The organism is Aestuariimicrobium sp. p3-SID1156, assembly GCF_025144225.1.
Classification (GTDB): Bacteria; Actinomycetota; Actinomycetes; order Propionibacteriales; family Propionibacteriaceae; genus Aestuariimicrobium.
Genome location: NZ_JALXXB010000002.1, coordinates 420008 through 443331, shown reverse-complemented (window position 1 = coordinate 443331; position 23324 = coordinate 420008). Strand labels below are relative to the sequence as shown.

At 67.6% G+C, this 23324-nt stretch carries 25 protein-coding genes and 2 pseudogenes; 11 read left to right on the top strand and 16 right to left on the bottom strand.

Annotation, left to right across the window (positions count from 1 at the left end):
- Positions 1-14: 14 nt before the first annotated feature.
- Positions 15-617, bottom strand: a complete 603-nt coding sequence (locus M3G03_RS04825) for a heme-copper oxidase subunit III (protein WP_259808612.1) — start codon at positions 615-617, stop codon at positions 15-17.
- A gap of 278 nt (positions 618-895) precedes the next feature.
- Between M3G03_RS04825 and M3G03_RS04820 the strand changes: the two genes are divergently transcribed.
- Genes M3G03_RS04820 through trpD form a run of 3 tightly spaced genes read left to right on the top strand, consistent with a single transcriptional unit; the run spans position 896 to position 3424 of the window.
- Positions 896-1912, top strand: a complete 1017-nt coding sequence (locus M3G03_RS04820; protein WP_259808511.1) for a cytochrome c oxidase assembly protein — start codon at positions 896-898, stop codon at positions 1910-1912.
- The gene (locus M3G03_RS04815; protein ID WP_259808509.1) at positions 1902-2360 is read left to right on the top strand and encodes a response regulator; all 459 of its coding nucleotides are present in this window, start codon (positions 1902-1904) and stop codon (positions 2358-2360) included. Before M3G03_RS04820 ends, M3G03_RS04815 begins: the two co-directional genes overlap by 11 nt.
- Before the next feature lie 11 nt (positions 2361-2371).
- Positions 2372-3424, top strand: a complete 1053-nt coding sequence (trpD, locus tag M3G03_RS04810; protein ID WP_259808507.1) for an anthranilate phosphoribosyltransferase — start codon at positions 2372-2374, stop codon at positions 3422-3424.
- Here the strand turns inward: trpD and M3G03_RS04805 are convergent.
- Positions 3410-3814: an MGMT family protein gene (locus M3G03_RS04805; protein WP_259808504.1), complete on the bottom strand. Its 405-nt coding sequence runs from the start codon at positions 3812-3814 to the stop codon at positions 3410-3412. The genes trpD and M3G03_RS04805 overlap by 15 nt on opposite strands.
- Positions 3795-4718: a polyphosphate kinase 2 gene (gene ppk2, locus M3G03_RS04800; RefSeq protein ID WP_259808502.1), complete on the bottom strand. Its 924-nt coding sequence runs from the start codon at positions 4716-4718 to the stop codon at positions 3795-3797. The genes M3G03_RS04805 and ppk2 overlap by 20 nt, the downstream gene beginning before the upstream one ends.
- 130 nt (positions 4719-4848) lie before the next feature.
- On the opposite strand from ppk2, the gene M3G03_RS04795 reads away from it, so the two are divergent.
- Complete coding sequence (locus M3G03_RS04795; protein WP_259808500.1) at positions 4849-6303, top strand: GuaB1 family IMP dehydrogenase-related protein; 1455 nt, start codon at positions 4849-4851, stop codon at positions 6301-6303.
- Between the two features lie 69 nt (positions 6304-6372).
- Here the strand turns inward: M3G03_RS04795 and M3G03_RS04790 are convergent, their stop codons facing one another.
- The 10 genes and pseudogenes from M3G03_RS04790 to M3G03_RS04745 all read right to left on the bottom strand — a co-directional run bounded on the left by M3G03_RS04790 (position 6373) and on the right by M3G03_RS04745 (position 15632).
- Positions 6373-6768 carry a cytochrome c oxidase subunit 4 gene (locus M3G03_RS04790; RefSeq protein WP_259808498.1) on the bottom strand — a complete coding sequence of 132 codons (396 nt, stop codon included), beginning with the start codon at positions 6766-6768 and terminating at the stop codon, positions 6373-6375.
- Positions 6765-8402, bottom strand: a complete 1638-nt coding sequence (ctaD, locus tag M3G03_RS04785; RefSeq protein WP_259808611.1) for a cytochrome c oxidase subunit I — start codon at positions 8400-8402, stop codon at positions 6765-6767. The genes M3G03_RS04790 and ctaD overlap by 4 nt, the downstream gene beginning before the upstream one ends.
- Positions 8403-8476: 74 nt before the next feature.
- The gene (coxB, locus tag M3G03_RS04780; protein WP_259808610.1) at positions 8477-9274 is read right to left on the bottom strand and encodes a cytochrome c oxidase subunit II; all 798 of its coding nucleotides are present in this window, start codon (positions 9272-9274) and stop codon (positions 8477-8479) included.
- Positions 9275-9568: 294 nt separating this feature from the next.
- Positions 9569-9922 carry an iron-sulfur cluster assembly accessory protein gene (locus tag M3G03_RS04775; protein WP_259808496.1) on the bottom strand — a complete coding sequence of 118 codons (354 nt, stop codon included), beginning with the start codon at positions 9920-9922 and terminating at the stop codon, positions 9569-9571.
- A gap of 142 nt (positions 9923-10064) precedes the next feature.
- Positions 10065-11138: a glycerate kinase gene (locus tag M3G03_RS04770; RefSeq protein ID WP_259808494.1), complete on the bottom strand. Its 1074-nt coding sequence runs from the start codon at positions 11136-11138 to the stop codon at positions 10065-10067.
- Between the two features lie 14 nt (positions 11139-11152).
- Positions 11153-11443, bottom strand: a complete 291-nt coding sequence (locus M3G03_RS04765) for a PspA-associated protein PspAA (protein WP_259808492.1) — start codon at positions 11441-11443, stop codon at positions 11153-11155.
- Positions 11440-11718, bottom strand: a complete 279-nt coding sequence (locus M3G03_RS04760) for a hypothetical protein (protein WP_259808491.1) — start codon at positions 11716-11718, stop codon at positions 11440-11442. The genes M3G03_RS04765 and M3G03_RS04760 overlap by 4 nt, the downstream gene beginning before the upstream one ends.
- Before the next feature lie 407 nt (positions 11719-12125).
- Positions 12126-12821 (bottom strand): annotated as a pseudogene (locus M3G03_RS04755) (PspA/IM30 family protein); the annotation flags it as partial.
- A 595-nt stretch (positions 12822-13416) separates the two neighbouring features.
- A complete protein-coding gene (locus M3G03_RS04750) occupies positions 13417-14799 on the bottom strand; it encodes a PhoH family protein (RefSeq protein ID WP_396121873.1) in 1383 nt (460 codons plus the stop codon).
- 197 nt (positions 14800-14996) lie between these two features.
- Positions 14997-15632 (bottom strand): hemolysin III family protein, encoded by a 636-nt coding sequence (locus M3G03_RS04745; RefSeq protein ID WP_259808608.1) that lies wholly within the window; start codon positions 15630-15632, stop codon positions 14997-14999.
- Positions 15633-15818: 186 nt separating this feature from the next.
- On the opposite strand from M3G03_RS04745, the gene M3G03_RS04740 reads away from it, so the two are divergent.
- The 6 genes and pseudogenes from M3G03_RS04740 (at position 15819) to M3G03_RS04720 (ending at position 19376) form a co-directional block, all read left to right on the top strand.
- Positions 15819-16655, top strand: coding sequence for an isoprenyl transferase (locus tag M3G03_RS04740; RefSeq protein ID WP_259808488.1), 837 nt, complete (start codon positions 15819-15821; stop codon positions 16653-16655).
- Positions 16656-16692: 37 nt separating this feature from the next.
- Complete coding sequence (locus tag M3G03_RS04735; RefSeq protein ID WP_259808486.1) at positions 16693-17466, top strand: helix-turn-helix transcriptional regulator; 774 nt, start codon at positions 16693-16695, stop codon at positions 17464-17466.
- 94 nt (positions 17467-17560) lie between these two features.
- The gene (locus M3G03_RS04730; RefSeq protein ID WP_259808484.1) at positions 17561-18376 is read left to right on the top strand and encodes a VOC family protein; all 816 of its coding nucleotides are present in this window, start codon (positions 17561-17563) and stop codon (positions 18374-18376) included.
- Positions 18377-18392: 16 nt separating this feature from the next.
- A pseudogene (locus M3G03_RS12910) lies at positions 18393-18680 on the top strand (VOC family protein); the annotation flags it as partial.
- Between the two features lie 7 nt (positions 18681-18687).
- Positions 18688-18939, top strand: a complete 252-nt coding sequence (locus tag M3G03_RS04725; protein ID WP_259808482.1) for a hypothetical protein — start codon at positions 18688-18690, stop codon at positions 18937-18939.
- Positions 18939-19376: a TA system VapC family ribonuclease toxin gene (locus M3G03_RS04720; protein ID WP_259808480.1), complete on the top strand. Its 438-nt coding sequence runs from the start codon at positions 18939-18941 to the stop codon at positions 19374-19376. The genes M3G03_RS04725 and M3G03_RS04720 overlap by 1 nt, the downstream gene beginning before the upstream one ends.
- A gap of 18 nt (positions 19377-19394) precedes the next feature.
- On the opposite strand, the gene M3G03_RS04715 is transcribed toward M3G03_RS04720, so the two are convergent.
- The 3 genes from M3G03_RS04715 to mca form a co-directional block, all read right to left on the bottom strand.
- The gene (locus M3G03_RS04715; RefSeq protein ID WP_259808479.1) at positions 19395-21440 is read right to left on the bottom strand and encodes a thioredoxin domain-containing protein; all 2046 of its coding nucleotides are present in this window, start codon (positions 21438-21440) and stop codon (positions 19395-19397) included.
- Positions 21441-21485: 45 nt separating this feature from the next.
- A complete protein-coding gene (locus M3G03_RS04710) occupies positions 21486-21773 on the bottom strand; it encodes a hypothetical protein (protein WP_259808476.1) in 288 nt (95 codons plus the stop codon).
- 68 nt (positions 21774-21841) lie between these two features.
- Complete coding sequence (mca, locus tag M3G03_RS04705) at positions 21842-22753, bottom strand: mycothiol conjugate amidase Mca (protein ID WP_259808474.1); 912 nt, start codon at positions 22751-22753, stop codon at positions 21842-21844.
- Positions 22754-22866: 113 nt separating this feature from the next.
- On the opposite strand from mca, the gene M3G03_RS04700 reads away from it, so the two are divergent.
- Complete coding sequence (locus tag M3G03_RS04700) at positions 22867-23286, top strand: DUF4307 domain-containing protein (RefSeq protein WP_259808473.1); 420 nt, start codon at positions 22867-22869, stop codon at positions 23284-23286.
- Positions 23287-23324 lie beyond the last annotated feature (38 nt).

The following is a 23324-nucleotide window of genomic DNA, read 5'->3' as shown; positions in this document are numbered from 1 at the left end:
GTCGCTTTCTCTGGTCAGGGCAGGATGTAGATGGCCGCGAACAGCACGATCCACACGACGTCGACGAAGTGCCAGTAGTAGGACACCACCATCGCCGTGACGGTCTGCTCGTGGGTGAAGGTCTTGGTCACCATCGTGCGCGCGATCGCGTAGAGGAAGGCGATGAGGCCACCGATCACGTGGAGGCCGTGGAAGCCGGTCGCCAGGAAGAAGAGGGACCAGTAGACGTTGCTGGAGGGGTTGAAGCCCTCACCGGCGAGCGTGGCGTACTCCATGGCCTGACCGGCAATGAAGATCGAGCCCAGGATGAAGCTGAGGATGTACCACTCGCGCATGCCCCACTTGGCGATGTTCAACAGTCCGCCGATGCGCTTGACCCGACCGTGCTCGGCCTGGTGGACGCCGAACTGGCAGGTGATCGAGGACAGCACCAGGATGCCGGTGTTGATGGCCGCGAAGGTGACCGCGAGGTGGGCCTTCTCCGACTGCCACAGCGTCGTGGCGCCGTCGGCGGCGAGGTTGTTGGTGTTCTCGCGGATCATGAAGAAGGCTGCGAACAGCGCCGCGAAGAACATCAGTTCGCTGGCGAGCCACACCCACGTGCCGACCGGGACCAGATCAGGTCGTCCGGCGGGCTTGTTGAGCCGGGCAGGCGCAATGGGGTGCAAGGCGCCGCTGGGCACCGTGATGGTGCGAGTCGTCTGTTGAGTAGCCACGGGGTCATTATGGCCACAAATTCACGATTGGTCATGTCGGACGCAGCGAGGTCCACGATGTGGCGCTGAAATCATGGCCTCTGGGGTGGGCACCGAGGAATGCCGTCCGGGCTTGCGAGGATGGGGTGGAGCCGGCCCCCGGGGGCAGGCCTTTGACTGATGGTGGGATAATCCCAGCCATGTCCGGCCCCCAGACACTCCTTCTCCTGCTCCCGCTGCACGCTCGCCCCGAGGACGCCATCGAGCCCCTCGAGGGGTGGCGGTACCTGACGGCGTGGGATTTGTCACCATGGGCCGTGATCCCGCTGTTGCTCTCTCTGGGGATCTACCTCTGGGGTGTGCACATGCTCCACCGGCGCGGCGACCGGTGGCCACTGCTGCGCACAGTCTCCTGGATCATGGCCCACCTGCTGCTGCTGGTCTCGCTGTGCGGTTTCCTGGGGGTCTACGACAATGTCCTGTTCTGGGTGCACATGGTGCAGCACATGCTGATCACCATGATCGCCGGCGTCCACATCGCCCAGGCAGCGCCGGTCACCCTGGCGCTCAGGACACTCCCCCGCCGGCCGCGGGCCTGGCTGCTCGCGGTACTGCACTCCACCATCGCGAAGATCCTGCTCTTCCCGCCGCTGACCACCCTGTGCATGATCGGCTACCCCTTCGCGCTCTACATGACCCCTCTGTACGAGTTCACGATGCGCCATGACTGGGCGCACAACATCATGCACATCTGGATGGTCTACATCGGCACCGCCTTCTTCATCCCGATTCTGGGCACTGACCCGCTGCCCAACAAGCTGCCCTACCCCCTGAGACTGCTCCTGGTGCTGCTCTCCATGCCCGGACACGCGTTCATCGGCGTCACGATCATGGGCGCCCAGCGCCTGGTGGCCGAGGAGTGGTACCTCGCCTTCGACCGCGACTGGGGAATCTCGCCGATGCGCGACCAGTCCTGGGCCGGCGCCATCCTGTGGGCGACCGGCGACCTGACGATGTTCACCATGCTGACGGCGCTGGTCATCAACTGGTACAAGGACTCCCAGAAGGAAGCCCGCCGTGTGGACCGCGCCCTGGACCGTGCCGAGGAGGCCGAGGCCCACGCTAGAGTGTTGTCCCAGCCCGTCCCTGACGGCTCAAACGACCTGGCCGGCTCCCTGCCGGAAGCACATGTGAAGGACGATCCTGATGAGCGTTGAGCAGCCCCGCACCGAGCAGGAAGCCGGTCGCGACCAGGGAACCCTGAAGGTCATGGTCTACTCCGACGACCGCAACACGCGCGAGCAGATCCGCCTCGCCCTCGGGCGCCGTGTAGCTGCCGACCTGCCCGAGGTCGAGTACTTCGACGTCGCCACCGCCCCCGCCGTGCTGCGTGCCCTCGACGCCTCCCGTTACGACGCACTGATCTTCGACGGGGAGGCCGTCCCTGCTGGCGGAATGGGGTTGGCCTACCAGATCAAGGACGAGGTTGCCGACTGCCCGCCGGTGCTGGTGCTGGTCGCCCGTCAGGCGGATGCCTGGCTGGCCACCTGGTCGCGCGCGGAGGCCGTGGCCAACCTCCCGGTCGACGACCTGAAGCTCCCCGTGGTCTTCGCCGACATGGTCCGCAAGCACCGTGCTGGTGTGGCACTGCCCGCGAACGCCTGACGTCCTGACACATGCCTGAGCAGAACCACACCTGGCCAGAAGTCCTCAGCACCCTCATCAGCGGACGCGACCTCGATACCGCCACCGCGACCTGGGCAATGGACGAGGTGCTCCAGGGCAACGCCACCCCCGTGCAGATCGCCGGTTTCGCGGTCGCCCTTCGCGCGAAGGGTGAGACGGTGGACGAGATCGGCGGCCTGGCCGACGCCATGCTGGCCCGCGCCACGCAGCTCGACCTGAACCCGGAGGCCGTGGACGTGGTCGGTTCGGGAGGGGACCGCGCCAACACCGTCAACGTCTCCACGATGGCCTCCATCGTGGCTGCCTCCGCAGGCGCCAAGGTCATCAAGCATGGCAACCGCGCCGCCAGCTCCCTCTGCGGGACGGCGGACTGCCTGGAGGAACTGGGTGTCGCCCTCGAGGTGCCAGTGGAACACCACGCGGAGATCCTCGACCAGGTCGGCATGACCTTCCTCTTCGCCCCCTTCTTCCACTCCTCACTGCGACATGCTGCTGGCGCCCGCCGCGAACTGGGCGTACAGACCACGTTCAACTTCCTGGGCCCGCTGTCCAATCCGGCCCGCCCCCGCGCCCAGGCCATCGGTGTCGCCAATGCCCACCTCGCCCCGCTGATGGCAGGTGTCATGAGCCAGCGCGGCGGACGGGGCCTGGTCTTCCACGGCCAGGACGGCCTGGACGAGTTGACCACCACGACCACCTCCTCGGTCTGGCTCTTCGCCGATGGACGCGTGGTGGCCACCGAACTCGACCCCACCACGCTGGGGCTGTCCTCGGCGGCCCCCGAGGACCTCACCGGCGGCCCGCCGGCCCACAATGCCCAGGTGGTCCGCGCCCTGGTCGAGGGACGCCGAGGGCCAGTGCGTGACATTGTCCTGCTCAATGCTGCGGCCGCGCTGGTGGCCTATGACTCCCCCGACCTGGAGGGCGGCTTCGAGGAGCAGCTGCGCGGTGGTTTGGTGCGCGCCGCAGACGCGATCGACTCGGGCGCTGCGGCCGCACTGCTGGACCGCTGGGTACCACTCAGCCAGTCATTCCGTCGCTGAGCGAGCCATTGCTGCGCGGGCCTGCTCCCATGCGTCCGCGAGAGCGACGAGATCGGCGCGGTGCCGCCCGATGCGGCAGCCTCGGCCACTGGGTTTCATCGTGATGCCCTCGCGCTGCCAGTGGAACTTCGCCGCGACGAGGAGATGCTGCGGCAGGTCACCGGCATGGTTCACCACTCGCCACCATGGGGTGTGCGCGCCGTGCAGCGCCATGATCCGGCCAGCCTGACGGGCACCGCCGCCCACGAGTTCGGCCACGTCGCCGTAGCTGATGACTCTCCCCCACGGAACCAGCTCGGCGGCCAGCAGCACCATCGCCTGGATGTCATCCCGGCTGCCGTGATCGCGCCCCTCGAAGGAGCGCGGGCGATCAGTCGGCGATGGAGTCACGACCACGCTGGACGATGAGCGGGTCGGGCGGGTAGACGACCGAGTCGTCGCGTCCCTCGTACTGGAACTGGTTGAGGAAGAACCGCATCGCATTGAGGCGGGCCCGCTTCTTGTCATTGGACTTGATGGTGGTCCACGGGGCCACATCGGTGTCGGTGCCCAGGATCATGGCCTCCTTGGCGTCCGTGTAGGCCTCCCACTTGTCCAGCGACTCCAGGTCCATCGGAGAGAGCTTCCAGCGGCGCACCGGATCAATCTGGCGAATGGCGAACCGCGTCCGCTGCTCACGCTGGGTCACCGAGAACCAGAACTTGGTCAGGTGGATACCGGACTCGACCAGCATCCGCTCGAATTCGGGCACCTGGCGCATGAAGATCTCGTACTCCGCCTGCGAGCAAAAGCCCATCACGCGCTCCACACCGGCCCTGTTGTACCAGGAACGATCGAACAGGACCATCTCGCCGGCAGTGGGCAGGTGGCGAATGTAGCGCTGGAAGTACCACTGCCCTGATTCCTCGTCATTGGGCTTGTTCAGCGCCACGACACGGGCCGCTCGGGGGTTGAGGTGCTCGGTGAAACGCTTGATCGTGCCACCCTTGCCGGCGGCGTCGCGACCCTCGAAGATGAGGAGCTGCTTGATGCCGTGGTCCTGCCCCCAGTACTGCAGCTTCAGCAGCTCGACCTGGAGCTTGTACTTCTCCTCCTCATAGGTCTGGCGATCCATCAGCTGCTCGTAGGGGTAGTCCTGCTGCCAAGTCTTGACGGCGCGTCCCTGCGGGTCGATCAGGTCGGGGTCCGGGCCCTCGACGTCGCCCACGGTGTACCCATCGGTCACGAGTCGATCAATGAACTCACGCAGGTTCGCGCGCTTCTCCGGTGAGGTGTCGAAGAGGTCGTTGACCATCGTCAGCCTTTCTGCGGGGCGGAAGTGGGCGCACCGGCCCAGGCTCCACGCTATCGAGCCACGCCACTCCCCACGACGTGGTGAACATGAACATTCGGGAACATCGTCGCCGTGGGAGACAATCGAGAGCGTGAAGTTCTTGAAGAGTCCTCCGGACCATGACCTGACCTACAACGACGTCTTCATGACGCCCAGCCGATCCTCGGTGGGTTCGCGCCAGAACGTCGACCTCACCAGTACTGATGGGCTGGCGACGCCCTTGCCGCTGGTCGTCGCGAACATGACCGCCATCTCCGGCCGCCGGATGGCGGAGACCATCGCACGCCGGGGCGGCATCGCCATCCTCCCCCAGGACATTCCCACCGAGTTCGTGGCCACGTCGATCACCCGCGTCAAGCAGGCCCACACCCAGTTCGACACCGCCATCACCGTCGACCCCACCACGACGGTGGGCGAGGCCATGAGCCTGATGCAGAAGCGCGCTCACGGCGTCGCGATCGTGGTCGAGGACGGCCGACCGATCGGCATGGTGAGCCCCGCCGAATGTGAGGGTGCCGACCGCTTTGCCCAAGTGCAGGACGTCATGGTCCGCGACCTGAGCCTGGTGCCGGTCACTGCGACCCCCGAGGAGGTCTTCACGGCCCTGTCCGAGCGTCACCACAAGGTCGTGCTGGGGGTCCAGGACGACCAGCTCGTGGGACTGATGACCTCTCGAGGCGCCCTGCGCTCGGCCCTCTACCGTCCGGCCCTGGACCCCCAGGGACGCTTGATGATCGGCACCGCGGTCGGCATCAATGGCGACGTCGCAGGACGCGCGCGAGCCCTGCTGGAGGCCGATGCCGACGTGCTGGTCATGGACACAGCGCATGGCCACCAGGACACGATGATCGACGCACTGGAGGCGGTCCACGCCGTGCGCGAGGAATTCGCTGGGCAGACCGGCCGTCGTATCCCGCTGGTGGCCGGGAACGTGGTCACCGCCGAGGGGGTGCGTGAGCTGAGCGAGGCCGGCGCCGACATCGTGAAGGTGGGTGTGGGCCCGGGTGCGATGTGTACGACGCGCATGCAGACCGGAGTCGGACGCCCACAGTTCAGCGCAGTGCTGGAGTGTGCTGCGGCAGCCCACGAGTTGGGCAGGTCGGTCTGGGCAGACGGCGGCGTCCGCTTCCCCCGCGATGTGGCCCTGGCCCTCGCTGCTGGTGCCGGCTCGGTGATGATCGGTTCCTGGTTCGCCGGAACCCACGAGTCCACCGGCGACATGCTGGTGGACCACCAGGGCCGGCGGTACAAGGAGTCCTTCGGCATGGCCAGCGCCCGCGCGGTCCGCCACCGCACCATGTCGCAGAGCCCCTTCGACCGCGCCCGCGCTGCCCTTTTCGAGGAAGGCATCTCGAGCTCCAGGATGTACCTCGACCCGGCCCGGCCCGGGGTGGAGGACCTGGTCGACTTCATCACCTCCGGCGTCCGCTCGTCGTGCACCTACGCCGGGGCTGCCGACCTCACGGAGTTCCACGAGCGCGCCGTCGTGGGCGTCCAGAGCTCTGCCGGCTTCGAGGAGGGTCGCCCGCTGCATTCGAGCTGGTGAGCCGGCCGACAACGTGCGAACGCCGCGCCCCGAAGGGCGCGGCGTTTGCCGTTTCAGGAGAGTCGAGGCTCAGTGGGCGTAGTCGCCGCGGTAGAACTGCATCACCCAGCCGGTGACCGACCACAGGCCCATGCCGATGCCGGCCAGGGTCAGCCACCAGCCGAACACCGGCCCCAGGCAGATCACGCCGATGGTGAGGGCGACCCACAGCGGCCAGATGGACTGCGGCGGGAAGAATCCCAGCTCGCCGGCACCTTGGTAGATCTCGGCGTCGACATCATCCTCCAGACGCCGACCCGTCTGCTTGCCGGCCACCGCCAGGTAGGTCGTGATGATGAACGACATCACGGCGGTCAGGATGAGGGCCACGGTGCCGACCAGTTCCTCGGTCAGGAAGTAGTAGGCGGCACCGACGATCAGGAAGTAGATGCCGAGAGCACCGAAAATGGTCTTCTCTGACTTCATCGGACGAGCTCCTTGGCGTCATTCTCGTAGCGATCACGGATCTCCGCAGGCACCTCGTACTCGGCCTCGACCAGCTCGGGGTGCTTGGCGTCGAAGGCGGGGTACGGCGAACGGATGCGCGGCAGCTTGTCGAAGTTGTGGCGCGGTGGCGGGCAGGAGGTCGCCCACTCCAGCGAGCGTCCCCAGCCCCACGGGTCGTCCACGGTGACCTTCGGGCTGTTGCGGGAGATCCAGACATTCCAGAAGAAGGGCAGGAAGCTCACGCCGAGCAGGAAGGCGCCGAAGGTCGAGATCTGGTTGAGCAGGGTGAAGCCCTCCCAGTTGCCATAGTCAGCGATACGACGCTGCATGCCCTCAACACCGAGCCAGTGCTGCACCAGGAAGGTGAGGTGGAAACCGAAGAACAGGGTCCAGAAGTGGATCTTGCCCCAGGTCTCGTTGAGCATGCGGCCGGTGAACTTTGGCCACCAGAAGTAGTACCCCGCGAACATCGCGAACACCACCGTGCCGAAGAGCACGTAGTGGAAGTGGGCGACGACGAAGTAGGTGTCGGAGACGTTGAAGTCCAGTGGCGGGGAGGCCAGGATCACGCCGGTCAGACCCCCGAAGAGGAAGGTGGTCAGGAAGCCGATCGCCCACAGCATCGGAGTGTCGAAGCTGATGGAGCCGCCCCACATGGTGCCGATCCAGTTGAAGAACTTCACACCGGTGGGCACCGCGATCATGAAGGTCATGAAGGAGAAGAACGGCAGCGAGACGGCACCGGTCACGAACATGTGGTGGGCCCACACCGACACCGACAGGGCGCCGATGGTCAGGGTGGCCATGACCAGGCCGACGTAACCGAAGACGGGCTTGCGGCTGAACACGGCGATGACCTCGGTGATGATCCCGAAGAAGGGCAGGGCGATGATGTAGACCTCAGGGTGGCCGAAGAACCAGAAGAGGTGCTGCCACAGGATCGGGCCTCCGTGGGCGGAATCCAGGATGTTCGTGCCGATGACACGGTCAGCCTCCAGGACCAGCAGACCCGCCGACAGCACCGGGAACACGATGAGCACCAGGATGGCGGTGACCAGGATGTTCCAGCAGAAGATCGGCATGCGGAACATGGTCATGCCCGGGGCGCGCATGGTGACGATCGTGGTCACGAAGTTGACCGAACCAAGGATCGAGGAGAGACCCAGCAGGTAGACGCCCATGATCCACAGGTCGCCACCCACCCCCGGGGAGTGGATGGCGTCCGAGAGCGGGGCGTAGGCGAACCAGCCGAAGGAGGCAGCGCCACCAGGGCTGAGGAAGCCGGCGCAGGCCATCAGCGAACCGATGAGGTACAGCCAGTAGGACAGCATGTTCAGCCGCGGGAAGGCCACGTCCGGTGCACCCAGCTGCAGCGGCAGCAGGGCGTTCGCGAAGCCGGAGAACAACGGGGTGGCGAACATCAGCAACATCACGGTGCCGTGCATCGTGAACAGCTGGTTGAACACCTCCTGATGCATGAACTGCATGCCGGGGGCGGCGAGCTCGAGCCGGATCCCCAGCGCGAGCAGACCGCCGAAGCAGAAGAAGATCATCGAAGTGATGAAGTACAGGTTCGCGATCTTCTTGTGGTCAGTGGTGGTCAGGTAGTCCATCGCAAGCTTGCCGATGCTGCGCTGCTTGACTTCCTGCCGGGTTCCGACCCGGACGTCGGTGCGAGCGAGACTGGTCACTTGTGGGGCTCCTTCGCGGGCTGGGTGGCCATCTGGGTGGCCGAGACGGGCGCCTTCTTCTCACCGGTCTGGCCACTGGCGGCCAAGCCCTTGAGGTAGGCGTTGTAGTCGGCCTCGGAGACGACCTTCACCTTGAAGATCATGTGGGCGTGGTAGGTGCCGCAGAGCTCGGCACACTTGCCGTCGAACTCGCCGACCTTGGTCGGGGTCAGGTCGAAGGTGTTGGGGTGCCCGGGGATGACGTCGAGCTTGAAGTAGAAGGCCGGCACCCAGAATGAGTGGATGACGTCCGCGGAGGCCAGGTTGAAGCGCACCGACTTGTTGACCGGCAGGACCAGGTCGGGGATGAAGGACATCGTGCCCACCTGGTGGACGACGTTCTTGACCTCAGGGTTGTCCTGCTCCATGTAGTTGAAGGTCCAAGACCACTTCTGGCCGACCACGTTGATGACGTGGTCCGGCTTGTCCTCCTGCTCGAGGACGCGGTTCTGCGCCTTCACGGTGTAGAAGAAGAGCACGGCGATGATCAGCAGGGGCACCAGGGTGTACAGCAGCTCCATCGGGAGGTGGTACTTCGTCTGGCGAGGTGCGATGTTCCCGGGGCGACGGCGGTAACGCCAGATCGCGTAGAAGATGAGGCCCCAGACGAGGACGCCGATCGAGATGCTGGCGATCCAGGCTCCCTTCCACAGGTCGCCCATGAACGGGGCACGATCGCTCGCCGCCTCCAGCAGGCCGAACCGACCACCCTGCCCGCTGCACCCGCCCAGGAGCAGCAAGGCCGCAGCAGTCATCCCTGCGGCCGGACGACCGAGCTTGCGCCCGCTGCCCGGGTTGTTGACATGGCGCTTGAAGCTCACGTCGTCGTCACCTCCGGTACCGAGATTTTCTCCACGGAGCCGACAGTGAGGCCTCCGCGAATCCTAACCGAGCAGTGGTTGGCCACCGCTACAGGGGTCAGCGTAACGCAAAAGCGCCACCCCGTCGCCTCTGCCCACGGCGGGATGGCGCTGGTGAACGGCCGATCGCACCCCTTGGGAGGGGGCGGAGGAATCGCCCTCTTCCCACGGGGTGCAGCGACCCACAGCTCAGTGGAAGGAGTCCCCACAGGCGCAGGAGCCACCCGCGTTGGGGTTGTCGATGGTGAAGCCCTGCTTCTCGATGGTGTCCACGAAGTCGATGGTCGCGCCGCCCAGGTAGGGAGCGGACATGCGGTCTGTGACAACCTTCACACCGTCGTAGTCCTTGACGATGTCGCCGTCGAGGTCGCGGTCGTCGAAGTAGAGCTGGTAGCGCAGGCCCGAGCAGCCGCCCGGCTGGACGGCCACGCGAAGCGAGAGCTCGTCAAGGCTGCCCTCGGCCTCGAGCAGCGACTTCACCTTGGCAGCGGCGCCGTCGGTGAGCTGGACGCCCGCGAGGGTGGGCTCTGTGGTGGTGGTCATGGTCTCCCTTTCGCATGCGGGTGGTGGGTGATCGAGGTCACACCGCATCCACGAGTCTACGCTGCTCGATCCCGTGACCGAAGTCGCCAAGGACGCCCCGAGTCCGCGGGAGCCGGATTTCGCGCTGGGCGAAGCTCCGCACTCACCAGACCCAGCTGGCCGCCACGGGACGCGCCGCGCGGGTCAGTTCCCCGGCCTCCACCGGGCCACCGGCTGCCTGGGGGTCGCGCACGGAGTAGGCGGCCTCCACGCCGATCGACCGCAGTTCCCGCGGGGAGATGGAGTTCTGCTCGGCGATGGCGATCACCGGCCGCAGCGCCTGGGTGGCGGCCTCGACCACCGTGAACAGGACGTCACCGCCCATGGTGCCGAAATCGAGCTGTCCCCCGCCGGTGATCACCAGGTCTGCCCGGCTGATGGTCTGGTCGAGCTTGGCGGCCTCCCTGCCGTACCCGGCGCCGGTGAGAACACGCCCGCCCAGCGCCATGACGGCGTGCCCGATGCCACCGGCTGCACCAGCCCCCGCGGAGGCGGCGACTCCCCCCGAGCCGCAGGCACCGGCGAAGTCCACCAGGGCCTGGTCGGTGGCGAGCAGCCGGGCCGGGTCGATGCCCACCTGGTGACCTCGCACCGAGGTGATCCCCTTCAACCCGACCAGGTGTCGGCTCTTCTCCCCCGCCGGGACGACCAGGGTCAGCCGGGTGTCCCCCAGCCATTCCCGTACCGGGGCCAGGTCGCAGCGGGTGATCCCGGTCAGGGCGTCCACTCCACCCTCCAGGGGACGATCGCCGGTGGCCCCCCATGCGGAGAGCAGTCCGGCGCCTCCGTCGTGGCAGGGACGGTCACCGAGTTCGAGGACCACCTCCGCGACAGGTCCGCGCATCCGGGCCCGCTCCAGCGCATCGTGCACCAGCCGGCCCAGGGCCAGGGAGCTGGACGCCCCGTCGATCCCGGGCTCGGCCGGGACGTGTTCGGGGCGCAGGGCCACGATGAGCCCGGCTTCGGTCGCGGCCTCGCACAGGCTGGTGCCGTCGGCGAAGACATCGAGGCTGCCGGCGAACAGGTCGGCCAGGGCTTGCTGGAAGCCCTCCAGCGCATTCCCCAGGGGGACGACCGCGACCTGGGCGTGCAGCTCCGCCCAGGCGGTGCCGATGGCGGCGCCTGCCTGGGCGGAGCTGAGGGCGGGGTGGCGGTCCGTGGCGACGACCACTCTCATTGTGGAATCTCGCTTCAGCTGAAGATGAGCCCTTCGCCGGAGCCGATCTCGTCGAGGTACTGGCGCACCTCATCAACAGTCGACCCGGCATCGGGGATGATCAGGTCCGAGTCTGCCAGCACGTCGTCGGGGACCGGAAGGCCGACCTCCTTGATGTGGTCGATGAGGCCTGCGAGTGCCTCGCTGAGCTCGTCCTGATCGTTCTCGGCGACGGCTCGCTCGACCTTGGCGTCACTGGACTGCAGGTCGTCGAGGCGATCCTCCTCGACTGTCCACTGGCCCTCACCCAGGATGCGAATGATCATGCCTGCTCCCCGATGATGCCGGCCTCGTCGACGGACGTGCCGCCGGCAATCTCGCCGGAGGGGTCAGCAGGCTGCTCGCCTGCGGCCGCCGGGTCGTGGACACCACCCGCCTCCTGCAGGTCGTCGGCCACCTTCGGCTGGTAGTTGGGAACGTCCCCCTGCTCGATCGGCTGGTAGGCATTGTCGTGCTCATGGGGCTGCTGGTAGTTCGGCGCCTGGTGGCCGCCGTCGTGGCCACCGGCCGGGGTGAACTCGTCGTTGATGTTGTCGGTCATGATGGTTTCCTCCTGGATGTGGTGGCGGCTCAGCGGCCGTTGTCGTCGACCTCGGTCTGGTAGGCGGGGACATCGCCGTCGGTGTGGGGCTGGTAGTTCGGGGCATCACCCTGCTCCGGCGGCTGGTAGGCGGGGGCCTGGTGTCCGGCCTCACCACCGGGCCCGACGTAGTTGCCGTCCTCGAGCGGGGCGGGGCGGCTGCCGTGGGGGTCCCGCGGAGCCTGCTGGGCGGCGCCCGGTGCCTGGTAGCCGCCAGCGGGTGCCTGGTAGCCGCCAGCGGGGGCCTGGTAGGCGGTGGTGGGGGTCTGCTGGCTCTGAGCGGGCTGGTGCTGGGTCGGCTGGGTCTGGGGAACCTGGCCGTGCCCGGCTGGGAGCGCACCCTGCGTCTGCGGGGCACCACCGATCTGCAGCTGCGACTTCAACGCCGCCAGCTCGTTCTCCACCTGGGAATCGGAGGCCAGGGCATCCAGCTCGCGCTCGATATCGCTCTTGTAGGTGCCGCTGGGGTCCTCCAGAGCGCCGGAGGCGAGCAGCTCGTCCACTGCGGAGGCCCGAGCCTGCATCTGCAGGGTCTTGTCCTCGGCGCGCTGGATCGCCAGACCGACGTCGCCCATCTCCTCGCTCATGCCGGAGAAGGCCTCGTTGATGCGGGTCTGCGCCTCAGCAGCGGAGTAGGTGGCCTTGATGGTCTCCTTGCGGGTGCGGAAGGCGTCCACCTTCGCCTGCAGGCGGGTGCTGGCGCGGATGAGCTTCTCCTCCTCAGCCTGGAGAGCGGCGTGCTGCTGCTGCAGATCGGCCAGTTGCTGCTGTAGACCGGACTTGCGTGTGAGGGCCTCGCGAGCGAGATCTTCGCGTCCCTGTTCGAGGGCTCGCTGGGCCGAGAGCGTCAGCTTGTCAACCTCGCTGTTGAGCTGGGTGGCCTGCAGTTCGACCCGCTTGCGGCTGGTGGCGACATCGGCCACACCACGGCGGACCTTCTGCAGCAGTTCCAGCTGGCGCTGGTAGGAGTAGTCAAGGGTCTCGCGTGGGTCTTCCATCTTGTCCAGGGCCTTGTCGGCCTTGGCACGGAAGACTGTCGAGATGCGGGAGAAGATTCCGGCCATGAGAGTCTGCGTGTCCTTCCAGTGGTTGCTGCCCCCGCCCCACCGTGCGACGGGTGGGGGCGCTGGTGCCCGTCGGATCGTGGCTCCTCCCACCTTATGGGCGCAACGGTGCGCCCGACAGGCTTTCAGGGGTCATTGGGGGAAAGGCTCGCCTCGATGACCACGCGCCCTCGGACCGACAGCCGAGGCGCATCGCGAGGCCTGCGGCCCATCTCGTAGAATGAGGGGGATCTGGCCGCCGGCTCGACACCTTGGTCGACACTGCGGCCTCCGACGACCCTGAGGAATTCATCGTGGCACTCCTGCGCCCCTACCAGCAGAAGAGCGCCGACTCTGCTGGCACCACCTCCATCGCCGAGGACGCCGCAGGCGGTGCGACCGAGGCTCCCCTGCGCAAGGGCCAGACCCCGAAGAAGGGCCGCCCCACCAAGACCCGCGCGGAGGCCGAGGCCGAGCGCATGGCGCGGCTCCACCCCAACCAGACCCCCAAGGAGCGACGTCGCGCGGCGGCCGCCGCCCCCCCCGCCCCCCCCGCGGGGGGCGGGGGGCCCCCCCCCGCCCCCCCCCCCACTGGTCCGGGGGTGTGGTCAGCAGATCAGAGGGCATCCTCGAGCATCTCGGTGACCAGGGCAGCGATCGGCGAACGCTCCGAGCGCGACAGGGTGACGTGGGCGAACAGCGGGTTGCCCTTGAGGCGCTCCACGACCGCGGCGACACCGTCGTGGCGTCCGACCCGGAGGTTGTCGCGCTGGGCCACGTCGTGGGTGAGCACCACGCGGGAGTTCTGGCCGATGCGGCTCAGCACGGTCAGCAGGACGTTGCGCTCCAGCGACTGGGCCTCGTCGACGATCACGAAGGCGTCATGCAGCGAGCGACCGCGAATGTGGGTCAGCGGCAGCACCTCGAGCATGTTCTGCTCCAGGATCTCGTCGATGACGAACTTGTTGGTGTGGGCGCTGAGGGTGTCGAAGACTGCCTGGCCCCAGGGCGCCATCTTCTCCGACTCGCTGCCGGGCAGGTAGCCCAGGTCCTGGCCACCGACCGCGTAGAGCGGGCGGAAGACCATCACCTTGGAGTACATTCGGCGCTCCATGACCTGCTCCAGACCGGCGCACAGTGCGAGCGCGGACTTGCCGGTGCCGGCGCGGCCGCCCAGCGAGACGATGCCCACCTCGGGGTCGAGCAGCAGGTCGAGGGCCACCCGCTGCTCGGCGGAGCGTCCATGCAGGCCGAAGGCCTCACGGTCGGACTTGACCAGTCGCACCTCACCCGAGGGCAGCTTGCGGGCCAGGGCCGAGCCGGCGGTCGAGTTCAGCACCAGGCCGCTGTGCACCGGGAGGTTCTCGGCCTCCTCCACGGTGGCCGTGCCGGTGGAGTAGAGCTGGTCGACCACATCGGTGGGGACGTCGAGGGTGACCATGCCGGTCCAGCCGGTGTCGCGGGCGAGTTCGGCGCGGTACTCCTCGGCTTCGAGGCCAACTGCCGAGGCCTTGACGCGCATCGGGAGGTCCTTGGAGACCAGCACGACATCGTGGCCCTCGGCCTGGTAGTTGAGCGCCACCGCGAGGATGCGAGTGTCGTTGTCGCCCAGGCGGAAGCCCACGGGCAGGCGCCCCACGTCGGTGTGGTTCAGCTCCACGTGCACCACGCCGCCCTGGTCATTGACGGGGATCGGCGCATCCAGGCGACCATGCTTGACCCGCAGCTCGTCCAGCAGGCGCAGGGCGGAGCGGGCGAAGTAGCCCAGCTCGGGGTGGTGCCGCTTGGCCTCCAGTTCGGTAATGACCACGATCGGCAACACGATCGAGTGCTCGGCAAAACGCAGCAGCGCGCGAGGGTCACTCAACAGCACCGAGGTGTCGATCACATAGGTCTTGAGGTCGGTGTCCCGGCCAACCGGGGTGACGGGCGTGGGGTCGTGAGCGGTCACCTGACCGGTCTGGACATCTCCGGAGGGGGCAAAGGTGCTCTCGAGCACGGTATTTCCTTCCCGCGGCAAGGACCCCTCGACGGCGGACCCCTGCCGGTCCTTCGTCCGTGTCGAAGCATTGTCGGGGAAGAGGGGCCATGGGGCCCTGACGACTGCTTCTGGTGCTGACGCTAACTCGCGGCGCGGTCACATCCGGGCGGCGCGCCGATCGTTCATCTTCTGTCCACCTTTGGGTGGAGATGTGGTCAGCGGAAGGTGGCCAGACAGATCGCCGCGAAGTGGCAGGCGGCCGCCAGCACGGTGGCCGAGTGGAAGATCTCGTGGAAACCGAACCAGGCCGGTGAGGGGTCCGGCTTCTTGAGCGCATAGACCACTGCCCCCAGGGAGTAGACGATGCCGCCCGCGATGATCAGCGCCACCACCAGGGGTCCGCCGTGGCGCCAGAACTCAGCCAGCCACCCCACCGCCGCCCACCCCATCAGGACGTAGAGCGCGGTGTAGAGCCAGCGCGGCGCCGAGAGCCACAGCACCCGGAACAGGACGCCCAGCAGAGCCGCCGACCAGATCAGCACCAGCAACGCGACGCGCGAGCGTCCGGTCAGCAGCTGCACCGCCAGCGGGGTGTAGGTGCCGGCGATGAAGACGAAGATGTTGGCGTGGTCGAACCGGCGCAGCAGCCGGCTGGTGCCCTCGGGCCAGGTGCCGCGGTGGTAGACCGCGCTGTTGCCGAACAACATCAGGGACGCCACCAGGTAGACCGCCACCGCGACCCTGCCGCCCACGGTCGGGGTGAGCACCAGCAGCACCAGGCCACCCAGGAAGCACAACGGAGCCATGACCGTGTGCAACCAGCCACGCAGCCGCGGCTTCACGGCGTCCATCGCGCGCTCAGCCACGGACTCCTCAGCGATCACTGTTCGGGTCGCCATGGCGACCACCTCCAAAGTTACGGTTGCGTAGGCAGGACAAACCTACGCTTCCGTAGGTTTGCTCACAAGCTGGGACCTCCACCCCACCGGGAACGCCGCGCTGCCGCAACGACATTCCGAGTGGCTAGGCTCTGCTTCATGGTCACCAAGAAGGACCTCCAGCGACTGGTCAGGCCCGAGCATGTCCAGGAGCTGGTCGACCGCCTGCACCCGCGGGGCCTGCTCTACCGCTCCTACGAGGCGCGGTTGGCGGCTGAGCTGGATCGCACCCGACTCCCCCAGCACGTCGCCGTCATGGCCGACGGGAACCGGCGCTGGGCCCGCCTGAATGCCCCGGGCCAGCCACTGGCCGCCGGCTACCGGGCCGGCGCCGAGCGGCTCAAGGAGTTCTGCGAGTGGTGTGACGAGTCCGGCATCGAGCGGGTCACCCTGTGGGTGTTGAGCACGGACAACCTCCATCGCGCCGAGGACGGGGAGCTCAACGACCTGCTCGAGGTGATCGCGACCCTGGTGGAGGACCTGTCCCACCACCCCGGCTGGCGCGTCCAGATCGTGGGGGCGATGGAGCTGCTGCCCGGACCCATCGCCGAACGGCTCGCTGGCGCCACCGCGTCCACCGCAGGTCATGAGGGCATCCACATCAACGTTGCCGTCAGCTACGGAGGACGCCACGAGCTGCGCGATGCCTTCCGTTCGCTGTTGGCCGTCGAGGCCGAGAAGGGCAGCTCCCTCTCCGAACTCGCGGAGACCCTCGAGATCGAACAGATCGCCGACCACCTGTACACCAAGGGGCAGCCGGACCCCGACCTGATCATCCGCACCAGTGGGGAGCAGCGGGTGTCGGGATTCCTGATCTGGCAGAGCGTGCACTCCGAGCTCTACTTCTGTGAGGCCCTGTGGCCTGATTTCCGGCGCGTCGACTTCTTGCGCGCCCTGCGATCCTTCACCCAGCGGGAACGTCGATACGGTCGTTGAGCGACGCGGTCGGCCCGGCTCGAAGTAGCCTCTCCCCATGGTCGCGACCGCTGTCACCGGAGTGCCCGCCGCTGTGGGCACTGCCACGATTGGCCCCGCCCTGAAGTCGGTGCTCGATCTCGTGGCCGAGCGCTTCCACGAGGATCTCACTGTCGCCGATCTGGCCGATGAGGCGGGTTACAGCCCCTTCCACTTCAGCCGCCTGTTCGTGGCAGCCATGCGCGTGCCGCCTGCCCGGTACCTCGCCGCTGTCAGGATGGACGCCGCCAAGCGAATGCTGCTCACCGGCGACGACGCTGTGATCGACGTCGCCACCGCTGTCGGCTTCGACTCGCTGTCCAGTTTCAGCCGCCGCTTCCGGACCAGCGTCGGGGTGCCGCCCGGCGCCTTGCGGCATCTTGCCGACAAGCTCGCTGACCACCCTGCCCGCCCCTTCCAGCTCGGGGACGCACGCCAGGCGACCGTTCGCATCACTCCTGTGCTGCCTGTGGCTCTGGGGGACAAAGCGCATCTGTGGCTGGGCTGGTACCCCCAACCGGCGCCGGTCGGGCTGCCCCGGGGAGGCGTGCTGGCCGAGTTCGGCGACCCCGTCGACCTCCCGCTGGCGCCCGGCGCACCGTGGCTTCTCGGCTTCGCCGTGCCTAAGGGCCTCGACGTGACCGAGCAACTCGCCCCCACCCGCCCCGTGGTGGCAGTGCACCACGGCCCGATCACCGAAGCCGGCAGCGTCCGACTGGTTTTCGCCGCCGCAGGAGCCGACTCGGTGCCCCTGCTCACCGCCCTGCCCAGCCTCTGCCGCAAGGTCGGCTGAACACTGCGCAGGAACGGACAAACGCCGACCTCCAGGCGTCCGTAGCGTGAGTGCTGTCAGATCACGACACCACGAGTGACTTCAGGAGACAGCAATGAACCGCAGCATTGGCACCCCCACCTGGATCGATGTCGGGTCCAACGATTTCGCCGCCAGCAAGGCCTTCTACGAGCAGCTGTTCGGCTGGCAGTTCGAGGACTCCGGTGAGGCCATGGGGCACTACACCATGATCACCACCAAGGATGGCGCGCTGGTCGGTGGCGGCATGGACACCACCGGGATCACCTGCCCCGAGGGCAATCCGATCCCGAGCAGCTGGGATGTCTATCTCGCCGTCGACGACGTGGACGCGCGCACGAAGCTTGCCGCCGAGAAGGGTGCCCACGTCATCGTGGAACCCGGCGACGCGGGTGCGGCCGGGCGCTTCTCGATGGTGCTCGACCCCACCGGCGCGACGATCGGCATGTGGAAGTCCGGAGACACCGAGGGCTATGACTTCTCCATGAACGTCGGCACCCCGGTGTGGTTCGAGCTGATGAGCCAGGACATCGAGGCCACCAAGCAGTTCTACACCGAGGTCTTCGACTTCCAGCCGGTCCCGATGGCGGAGTCGACGGACGACGCGGAGGCCGAGGCGAACTACTTCACCAACGGCCCCGCCGACTCCTCCAGCTCAGGGCTGTGCAATGCCCAGGGCTTCATCCCGGCCGAGATGGGTTCCTACTGGCGCACCTACTTCCGCGTCGAGGACTGCGATGCCGCCTCCCAGCGCGTCACCGAGCTCGGCGGCAAGGTCCTTGACGGCCCCGAGGACTCCCCCTTCGGTCGCCTGGCCACCATCCAGGACCCGGCCGGCGCGACCCTAATGATCGTCGACACCGACACGAAGGTGCAGGAGGGCCAGTCGTGACGTCGTCTTCACCTGCCTCTGGTTCACCACCGAGGAGGCCCGGAAGGCCGTCGAGTTCTACGCCACCGTCATCCCGAACTCGAAGGTCCTGCGGAACCTCACCCTGAAGAACGCCGACCAGCCCACGGGCGAGGTCCAGCTCTGGACCCTCGAGCTCTCCCGAAGCCAGGTCCAACTGGCCTGCGGCTGGATCGTCGACCCCTTCGGAGCGAGCTGGCAGGTCCTCCCCCGAGCCTGGCAAGACCTCCCCCAGTCCGGCGCGCAGGAGGGAATCATCATGGCATCACGCTCTATGATGCTATGATGCCTCCATGCGTACCACGATCACTCTGGACAGTGATGTCGAGGCCCTGTTGGAGCGCGAGATGGCGGCCCGGCAGCTGCCGTTCAAGCAGGTGGTGAATGACGCCCTGAGGCGCGGCCTGGGAGCCTCCCGCGGGGCGGACTTCACGTTCCCCAGCTACTCCATGGGAGTGCCCCGAGTGGACCTCACCCACGCGCTTCGTCTCGCGGCCTCCATGGAGGATGAGGCGCTCCTGACCAAGATGGCCGAGGGTCGGTGATGCTCATCATCGATGCCAACGTCCTGTTGTACGCGGCGAACGCCTCCGCACCCCAGCACCTGGCCAGCCGGGAGTGGCTCCTCCACCAGCTCCGGGAGGGCACCGAGGTGGTGGGAATGCCGTGGACAAGCCTTCTGGCCTTCCTCCGGATCGCCACGAATCGGCAACTGTTCACCGAAGCGCTGTCTGTGGACGAGGCAACCGGCCTCGTCAGGTCATGGCTCGACCACCCACGGGTCGTCACACCCGAACCGTCTCCCCGCCACCTTGACGTGCTGGCTGGCCTGCTCTCTGCCAGCGGATCAGCGGCCAACCTCACCAGCGACGCCCATCTGGCTGCCCTGGCCCTGGAGGTCAATGGAACGGTCGTCAGCTTCGACCGGGACTTTGCGCGCTTCAGTGTGAAGACCCTGGTCCCCCAGATTCCAGAGCGGTGAGGCCACGCTCCTTCTGGGTCAGCAGCGGCTCCACAGCGGAGTCTTCAGCTCCTCGTAGGAGGTGACCGGCTCGAAGCAGGTCATCCCGCGGCAGACATAGGCCGTGGCGCTGTCGTCGATCTGACCGCGTCCCTCGAACAGGTGACCGAAGCCCTGGGTTCCGACGGGGCCGGCGACCAGCGCGGTCCCGGCTGGCGCCATCCGCCAGGCCGCCCGCACCAGCTGGTTCAGCTGGTCGCCCTCGTCGACCACGATCGTGACGTAGGCCGGACGCAGCCCGCGTCGCGCCTCCTCCATCACCAGCGCGTCTGCCAGGCTCCAGCCGGCGAACCGCGGCATCGCCGCAGTGGTCGACCAGGTGGTCCGGGCCGCCTGGTCGGCGCGCTCCATGTAGCGCTGCTCCCCCGACAGCAGGGAGACCGCCCGAAGCGCGGCCACCATGGTCGCGGTGCCCGAGGGGGTCGCGTTGTCGGTCAGGTCACGCGGACGCGCGAAGCGCAGCTCGTCCTCGGCCGCATCGTGGAACCCGCCGTCCTCGCTGGAGAACAGCTCCTCGGCCTGGTCGACCAGCCACATGGCGCGCTCGAGCCACTGGGCATCGCCCAGGGCGCCGGCCAGGCGGGTGAAACCGAGCGCCAGGGCCCCGAAGTCCTCGGTGACAGCCGGCGACTCCCCGGGGACGCCATCACGGGAAGTGCGACGCAGGGTCGGCACGCCCTCCACCTCCACCCGGTGCACGGTCCAGACCGCCTCGGCCGCGCGCCGGGCCATCTCGACCCACTCGGGCTGGTTGAAGACCATCCCGGCGGTCACCAGGGAGTCAATCGCCAGGCCATTCCAGACCGCCACGACCTTGTCATCACGGGCGGGCCGGAAGCGTCCGGCCCGGACCTCCTTCAGGCGGGCGATGACGCGCTCCAGCCGCTCCCAGTCGGAGACGGTGCGTAGTTGCAGGGTGGAGAAGCCGTGCTCGAAGGTGCCCCCGGAGGTGACGTGGAAGACCTTCTGGGCGAATTCTGCGTCCTCCTCGCCCAGCGCATCGGTGAGCAGCTCGGGATTCCAGACGTAGAAGATGCCCTCGTGCACCGCGCCGCGGATGTCGGCGGAGTCAGCATCCAGGCTGGAGGCCAGACCGCCGTTCTCGGTGGTCATCTCCTCCCGCAGCCAGTCAACGATGCCGAAGATGACCCGCTCAAACAGGGCCCGCTTGTCGGGGTCGTGGTCAGCGGTGCGGCGCCACGCGCGGGTGTAGGTGCCCAGCAGCAGGGCGTTGTCGTAGAGCATCTTCTCGAAGTGGGGCACCACCCAGCCGGCGTCCACGGAGTACCGGTGGAAGCCGCCGGCGAGCTGGTCGTGGATGCCGCCACGGGCCATGGTTTCGCAGGTCAGCTGGGCCATGTCCAGGCTGGTCGGGTCGCCCTTCACCAGAAGCGCGTCCAGCAGCATCGACGGCGGGAACTTGGGCGCAGCCCCGAAGCCGCCGTGCACCATGTCGTAGCTCTCCCCCAACTTCTCCAGGGTGTCGAGCGCGGTGGGCGCCTTGTCGGCGGCGGTGGGCACCTGGTTCAGCTCCGCGAGTTGCTCACGGATCTGACCTGCCGATCCCACGACCTCCTCGCGGCGTTCCTGCCAGGCCTGCGACAGTGCCTGGCAGACGTCGCCAAAGCCGGGCATCCCGCCACCTGCGACCGGCGGGAAGTAGGTTCCGGCGAAGAAGGGCACCCCTTCGGGGGTGAGGAAGACGCTCATCGGCCAGCCGCCGCGTCCGGTCATCGCCTGGGTGGCGTTCATGTAGACGGCGTCGACGTCGGGATGTTCCTCGCGATCGACCTTGATCGAGACGAAATTGTCGTTGAGGAACTGGGCAATCTCAGGATTGTCGAAGGACTCGTGCGCCATGACATGGCACCAGTGGCAGGCCGCGTAGCCCACGCTCAGGAAGATCGGCACATCACGTCGGCGGGCCTCCTCGAAGGCGTCCTCGCCCCAGGGCCACCAGTCAACGGGCTGGTGGGCGTGCTGCAGCAGGTAGGGGGAGGTGGCATCGGCCAGACGGTTCGGCATGCCGCCAGCCTAGCGATCGCCTGAAGCGCTGGAACGGACGACCAGTCAGCTGCGGGTGGACGCCTTGGGTGGGCGTCGACCGCGTCGGCTGCGGCGTCCCGAGGTGGGGTCCGCGGCGGGGCTGGCCTCCTCCAGGGAAGTCACCTCGCAGGTTTCCGCGGACGGGCTGTCCGACACAGGAATGCCGGGGTGTTCCATGGCCTCGAGTTCCTCGGGAGTGGCCGGGCGGATGCCGCGGATGTTGCGGCGCAGGCTCAGGAACGCAAGCACGCCGAAAAGCGCCAGCACACCGAAGGCCAGCAGCGTCAGTTGACCCGAGTTCAGATTGCCCATGGGTCGAAGGTTACCGCCCGTCACCGTGTCACGGGTCGCCGCCCATGACTCGGCCCACCCCGAGCAGGTCAGATGGTGAAGTCGTCCCCCTGAGCGTGGGCCGTGGGACGCACCTCGCCCCGGAGGCCGGCGAACAGGTCGTCCTCGGGCAATTCGGACTGCACCGTGGTGAAGGCGAGCTCGAAGTCCTCGGTGGGCCAGGCCCGGCTCTGCACGTCCTGGGGGACCTCGAACCAGGGACCATTCGGGTCGATCTGGGTGGCGTGAGCGATCAGGGCCCGGTCGCGCACGTCGAAGTACTCCGCACAGGGGACGCGGGTGGTGACGCGACGCTCGTAGTCGAAGTCCTCCCAGTTGGCCAGCCGCTCCCGGTAGGGGGAGTCCATCCCGGCCTCATGCATGGCAGCATCCAGCGCCGCGAAACGGAGCCGGTGGAAGGACATCTGGTAGTAGAGCTTGCTGACCTGCCAGGGTTCCCCCAGCTCGGGGTGTGCGTCGGGGTCGGCAGCCTGCTTCAACGCCTCCATCGTGAGCCGGTGGCACATGATGTGATCGGGGTGCGGGTAGCCGCCCTTCTCGTCATAGGTCGTCATCACCTGGGGCTTGAAGTCACGGATGACCCGCACCAGCGGTGTGGCGGCTTTGACCGGATCGACCAGCCCGAAGCAGCCCTCCGGCAGCGGGGGCAGCGGGTCCCCCTCGGGGAATCCGGAGTCCACGAAGCCGAGCCAGACCTGCTCCACGCCGAGGATCTCGCGGGCGCGAGCCATCTCCTGGGCACGAATGGCGGCAATGTCCGCCCACACCTCGGGTCGGTCCATCGCGGGGTTCAGGACGCTGCCACGTTCGCCGCCGGTACAGGTCGCCACCATCACGCGGACGCCCTCGGCGACGTACTTCGCGGTGGTCGCCGCCCCCTTGGACGACTCGTCATCGGGGTGGGCATGGACGTGCAGGAGGCGCAGGTCGGTCTCGGACATAGGCCCCATTGTGCACCAGCGCACCCGAGGGACCCGCCCACGTTCATCTCGTGCCGGCCACTGACAGGAATCCGGCAGTCATCGCGGCTGCCGTCCACACTAGAGTGGAGATCATGGATGTTCGGGTCCCCGAAGGGTTGAGCCAGGCTGATCGCCAGAGGCTTGCCCAACGCTATCCCCCGCGCACCCGCCACTGGCCGCAACTGGTCGTCGGCCTGGTGCTGGTGGGAGCCCTGCTCGGCTGGGGCATCTGGGCCGGCTGGGAGAAGTCACGGCCCGGCGTCCACGGGCAGCTCTACAGCTACAGGGTTGTCAGCGACGCCCAGGTCGACGTGCAGGTGAACGTCCATCGGCCCGACCCGTCCAGAGCGGCTCGCTGCACCGTCCAGGCGCAGGCCCCCTCCGGTGAGACCGTGGGCGAACTCGATGTCGCGGTGCCCCCCTCCGAGGCCAAGGACGCCCGCATCCCCGCTTCGATCAAGACCTACCTTCGCGCGCACACCGCGATCCTGACCAGTTGCAGGCTCGTCTGAGTACCCGCGACACCACTGGGCCCCTGTCGCTGTTCCCA

Excerpts from the sequence above, each read along its gene's own strand:
- M3G03_RS04725 (WP_259808482.1), top strand. The coding sequence starts at position 18,688 with ATGCGTACCACGATCACTCTGGACAGTGATGTCGAGGCCCTGTTGGAG.
- trpD (WP_259808507.1), top strand. The coding sequence starts at position 2,372 with ATGCCTGAGCAGAACCACACCTGGCCAGAAGTCCTCAGCACCCTCATC.
- M3G03_RS04745 (WP_259808608.1), bottom strand. The coding sequence starts at position 15,632 with ATGGACGCCGTGAAGCCGCGGCTGCGTGGCTGGTTGCACACGGTCATG.
- ppk2 (WP_259808502.1), bottom strand. The coding sequence starts at position 4,718 with ATGGTCAACGACCTCTTCGACACCTCACCGGAGAAGCGCGCGAACCTG.
- M3G03_RS04720 (WP_259808480.1), top strand. The coding sequence starts at position 18,939 with ATGCTCATCATCGATGCCAACGTCCTGTTGTACGCGGCGAACGCCTCC.
- M3G03_RS04710 (WP_259808476.1), bottom strand. The coding sequence starts at position 21,773 with ATGGGCAATCTGAACTCGGGTCAACTGACGCTGCTGGCCTTCGGTGTG.
- M3G03_RS04760 (WP_259808491.1), bottom strand. The coding sequence starts at position 11,718 with ATGACCGACAACATCAACGACGAGTTCACCCCGGCCGGTGGCCACGAC.
- M3G03_RS04790 (WP_259808498.1), bottom strand. The coding sequence starts at position 6,768 with ATGAAGTCAGAGAAGACCATTTTCGGTGCTCTCGGCATCTACTTCCTG.
- M3G03_RS04770 (WP_259808494.1), bottom strand. The coding sequence starts at position 11,138 with ATGAGAGTGGTCGTCGCCACGGACCGCCACCCCGCCCTCAGCTCCGCC.
- coxB (WP_259808610.1), bottom strand. The coding sequence starts at position 9,274 with ATGACTGCTGCGGCCTTGCTGCTCCTGGGCGGGTGCAGCGGGCAGGGT.
- M3G03_RS04740 (WP_259808488.1), top strand. The coding sequence starts at position 15,819 with ATGGTCACCAAGAAGGACCTCCAGCGACTGGTCAGGCCCGAGCATGTC.
- ctaD (WP_259808611.1), bottom strand. The coding sequence starts at position 8,402 with ATGGACTACCTGACCACCACTGACCACAAGAAGATCGCGAACCTGTAC.
- M3G03_RS04820 (WP_259808511.1), top strand. The coding sequence starts at position 896 with ATGTCCGGCCCCCAGACACTCCTTCTCCTGCTCCCGCTGCACGCTCGC.
- M3G03_RS04815 (WP_259808509.1), top strand. The coding sequence starts at position 1,902 with ATGAGCGTTGAGCAGCCCCGCACCGAGCAGGAAGCCGGTCGCGACCAG.
- M3G03_RS04775 (WP_259808496.1), bottom strand. The coding sequence starts at position 9,922 with ATGACCACCACCACAGAGCCCACCCTCGCGGGCGTCCAGCTCACCGAC.
- mca (WP_259808474.1), bottom strand. The coding sequence starts at position 22,753 with ATGTCCGAGACCGACCTGCGCCTCCTGCACGTCCATGCCCACCCCGAT.
- M3G03_RS04700 (WP_259808473.1), top strand. The coding sequence starts at position 22,867 with ATGGATGTTCGGGTCCCCGAAGGGTTGAGCCAGGCTGATCGCCAGAGG.
- M3G03_RS04735 (WP_259808486.1), top strand. The coding sequence starts at position 16,693 with ATGGTCGCGACCGCTGTCACCGGAGTGCCCGCCGCTGTGGGCACTGCC.
- M3G03_RS04730 (WP_259808484.1), top strand. The coding sequence starts at position 17,561 with ATGAACCGCAGCATTGGCACCCCCACCTGGATCGATGTCGGGTCCAAC.
- M3G03_RS04715 (WP_259808479.1), bottom strand. The coding sequence starts at position 21,440 with ATGCCGAACCGTCTGGCCGATGCCACCTCCCCCTACCTGCTGCAGCAC.
- M3G03_RS04765 (WP_259808492.1), bottom strand. The coding sequence starts at position 11,443 with ATGATCATTCGCATCCTGGGTGAGGGCCAGTGGACAGTCGAGGAGGAT.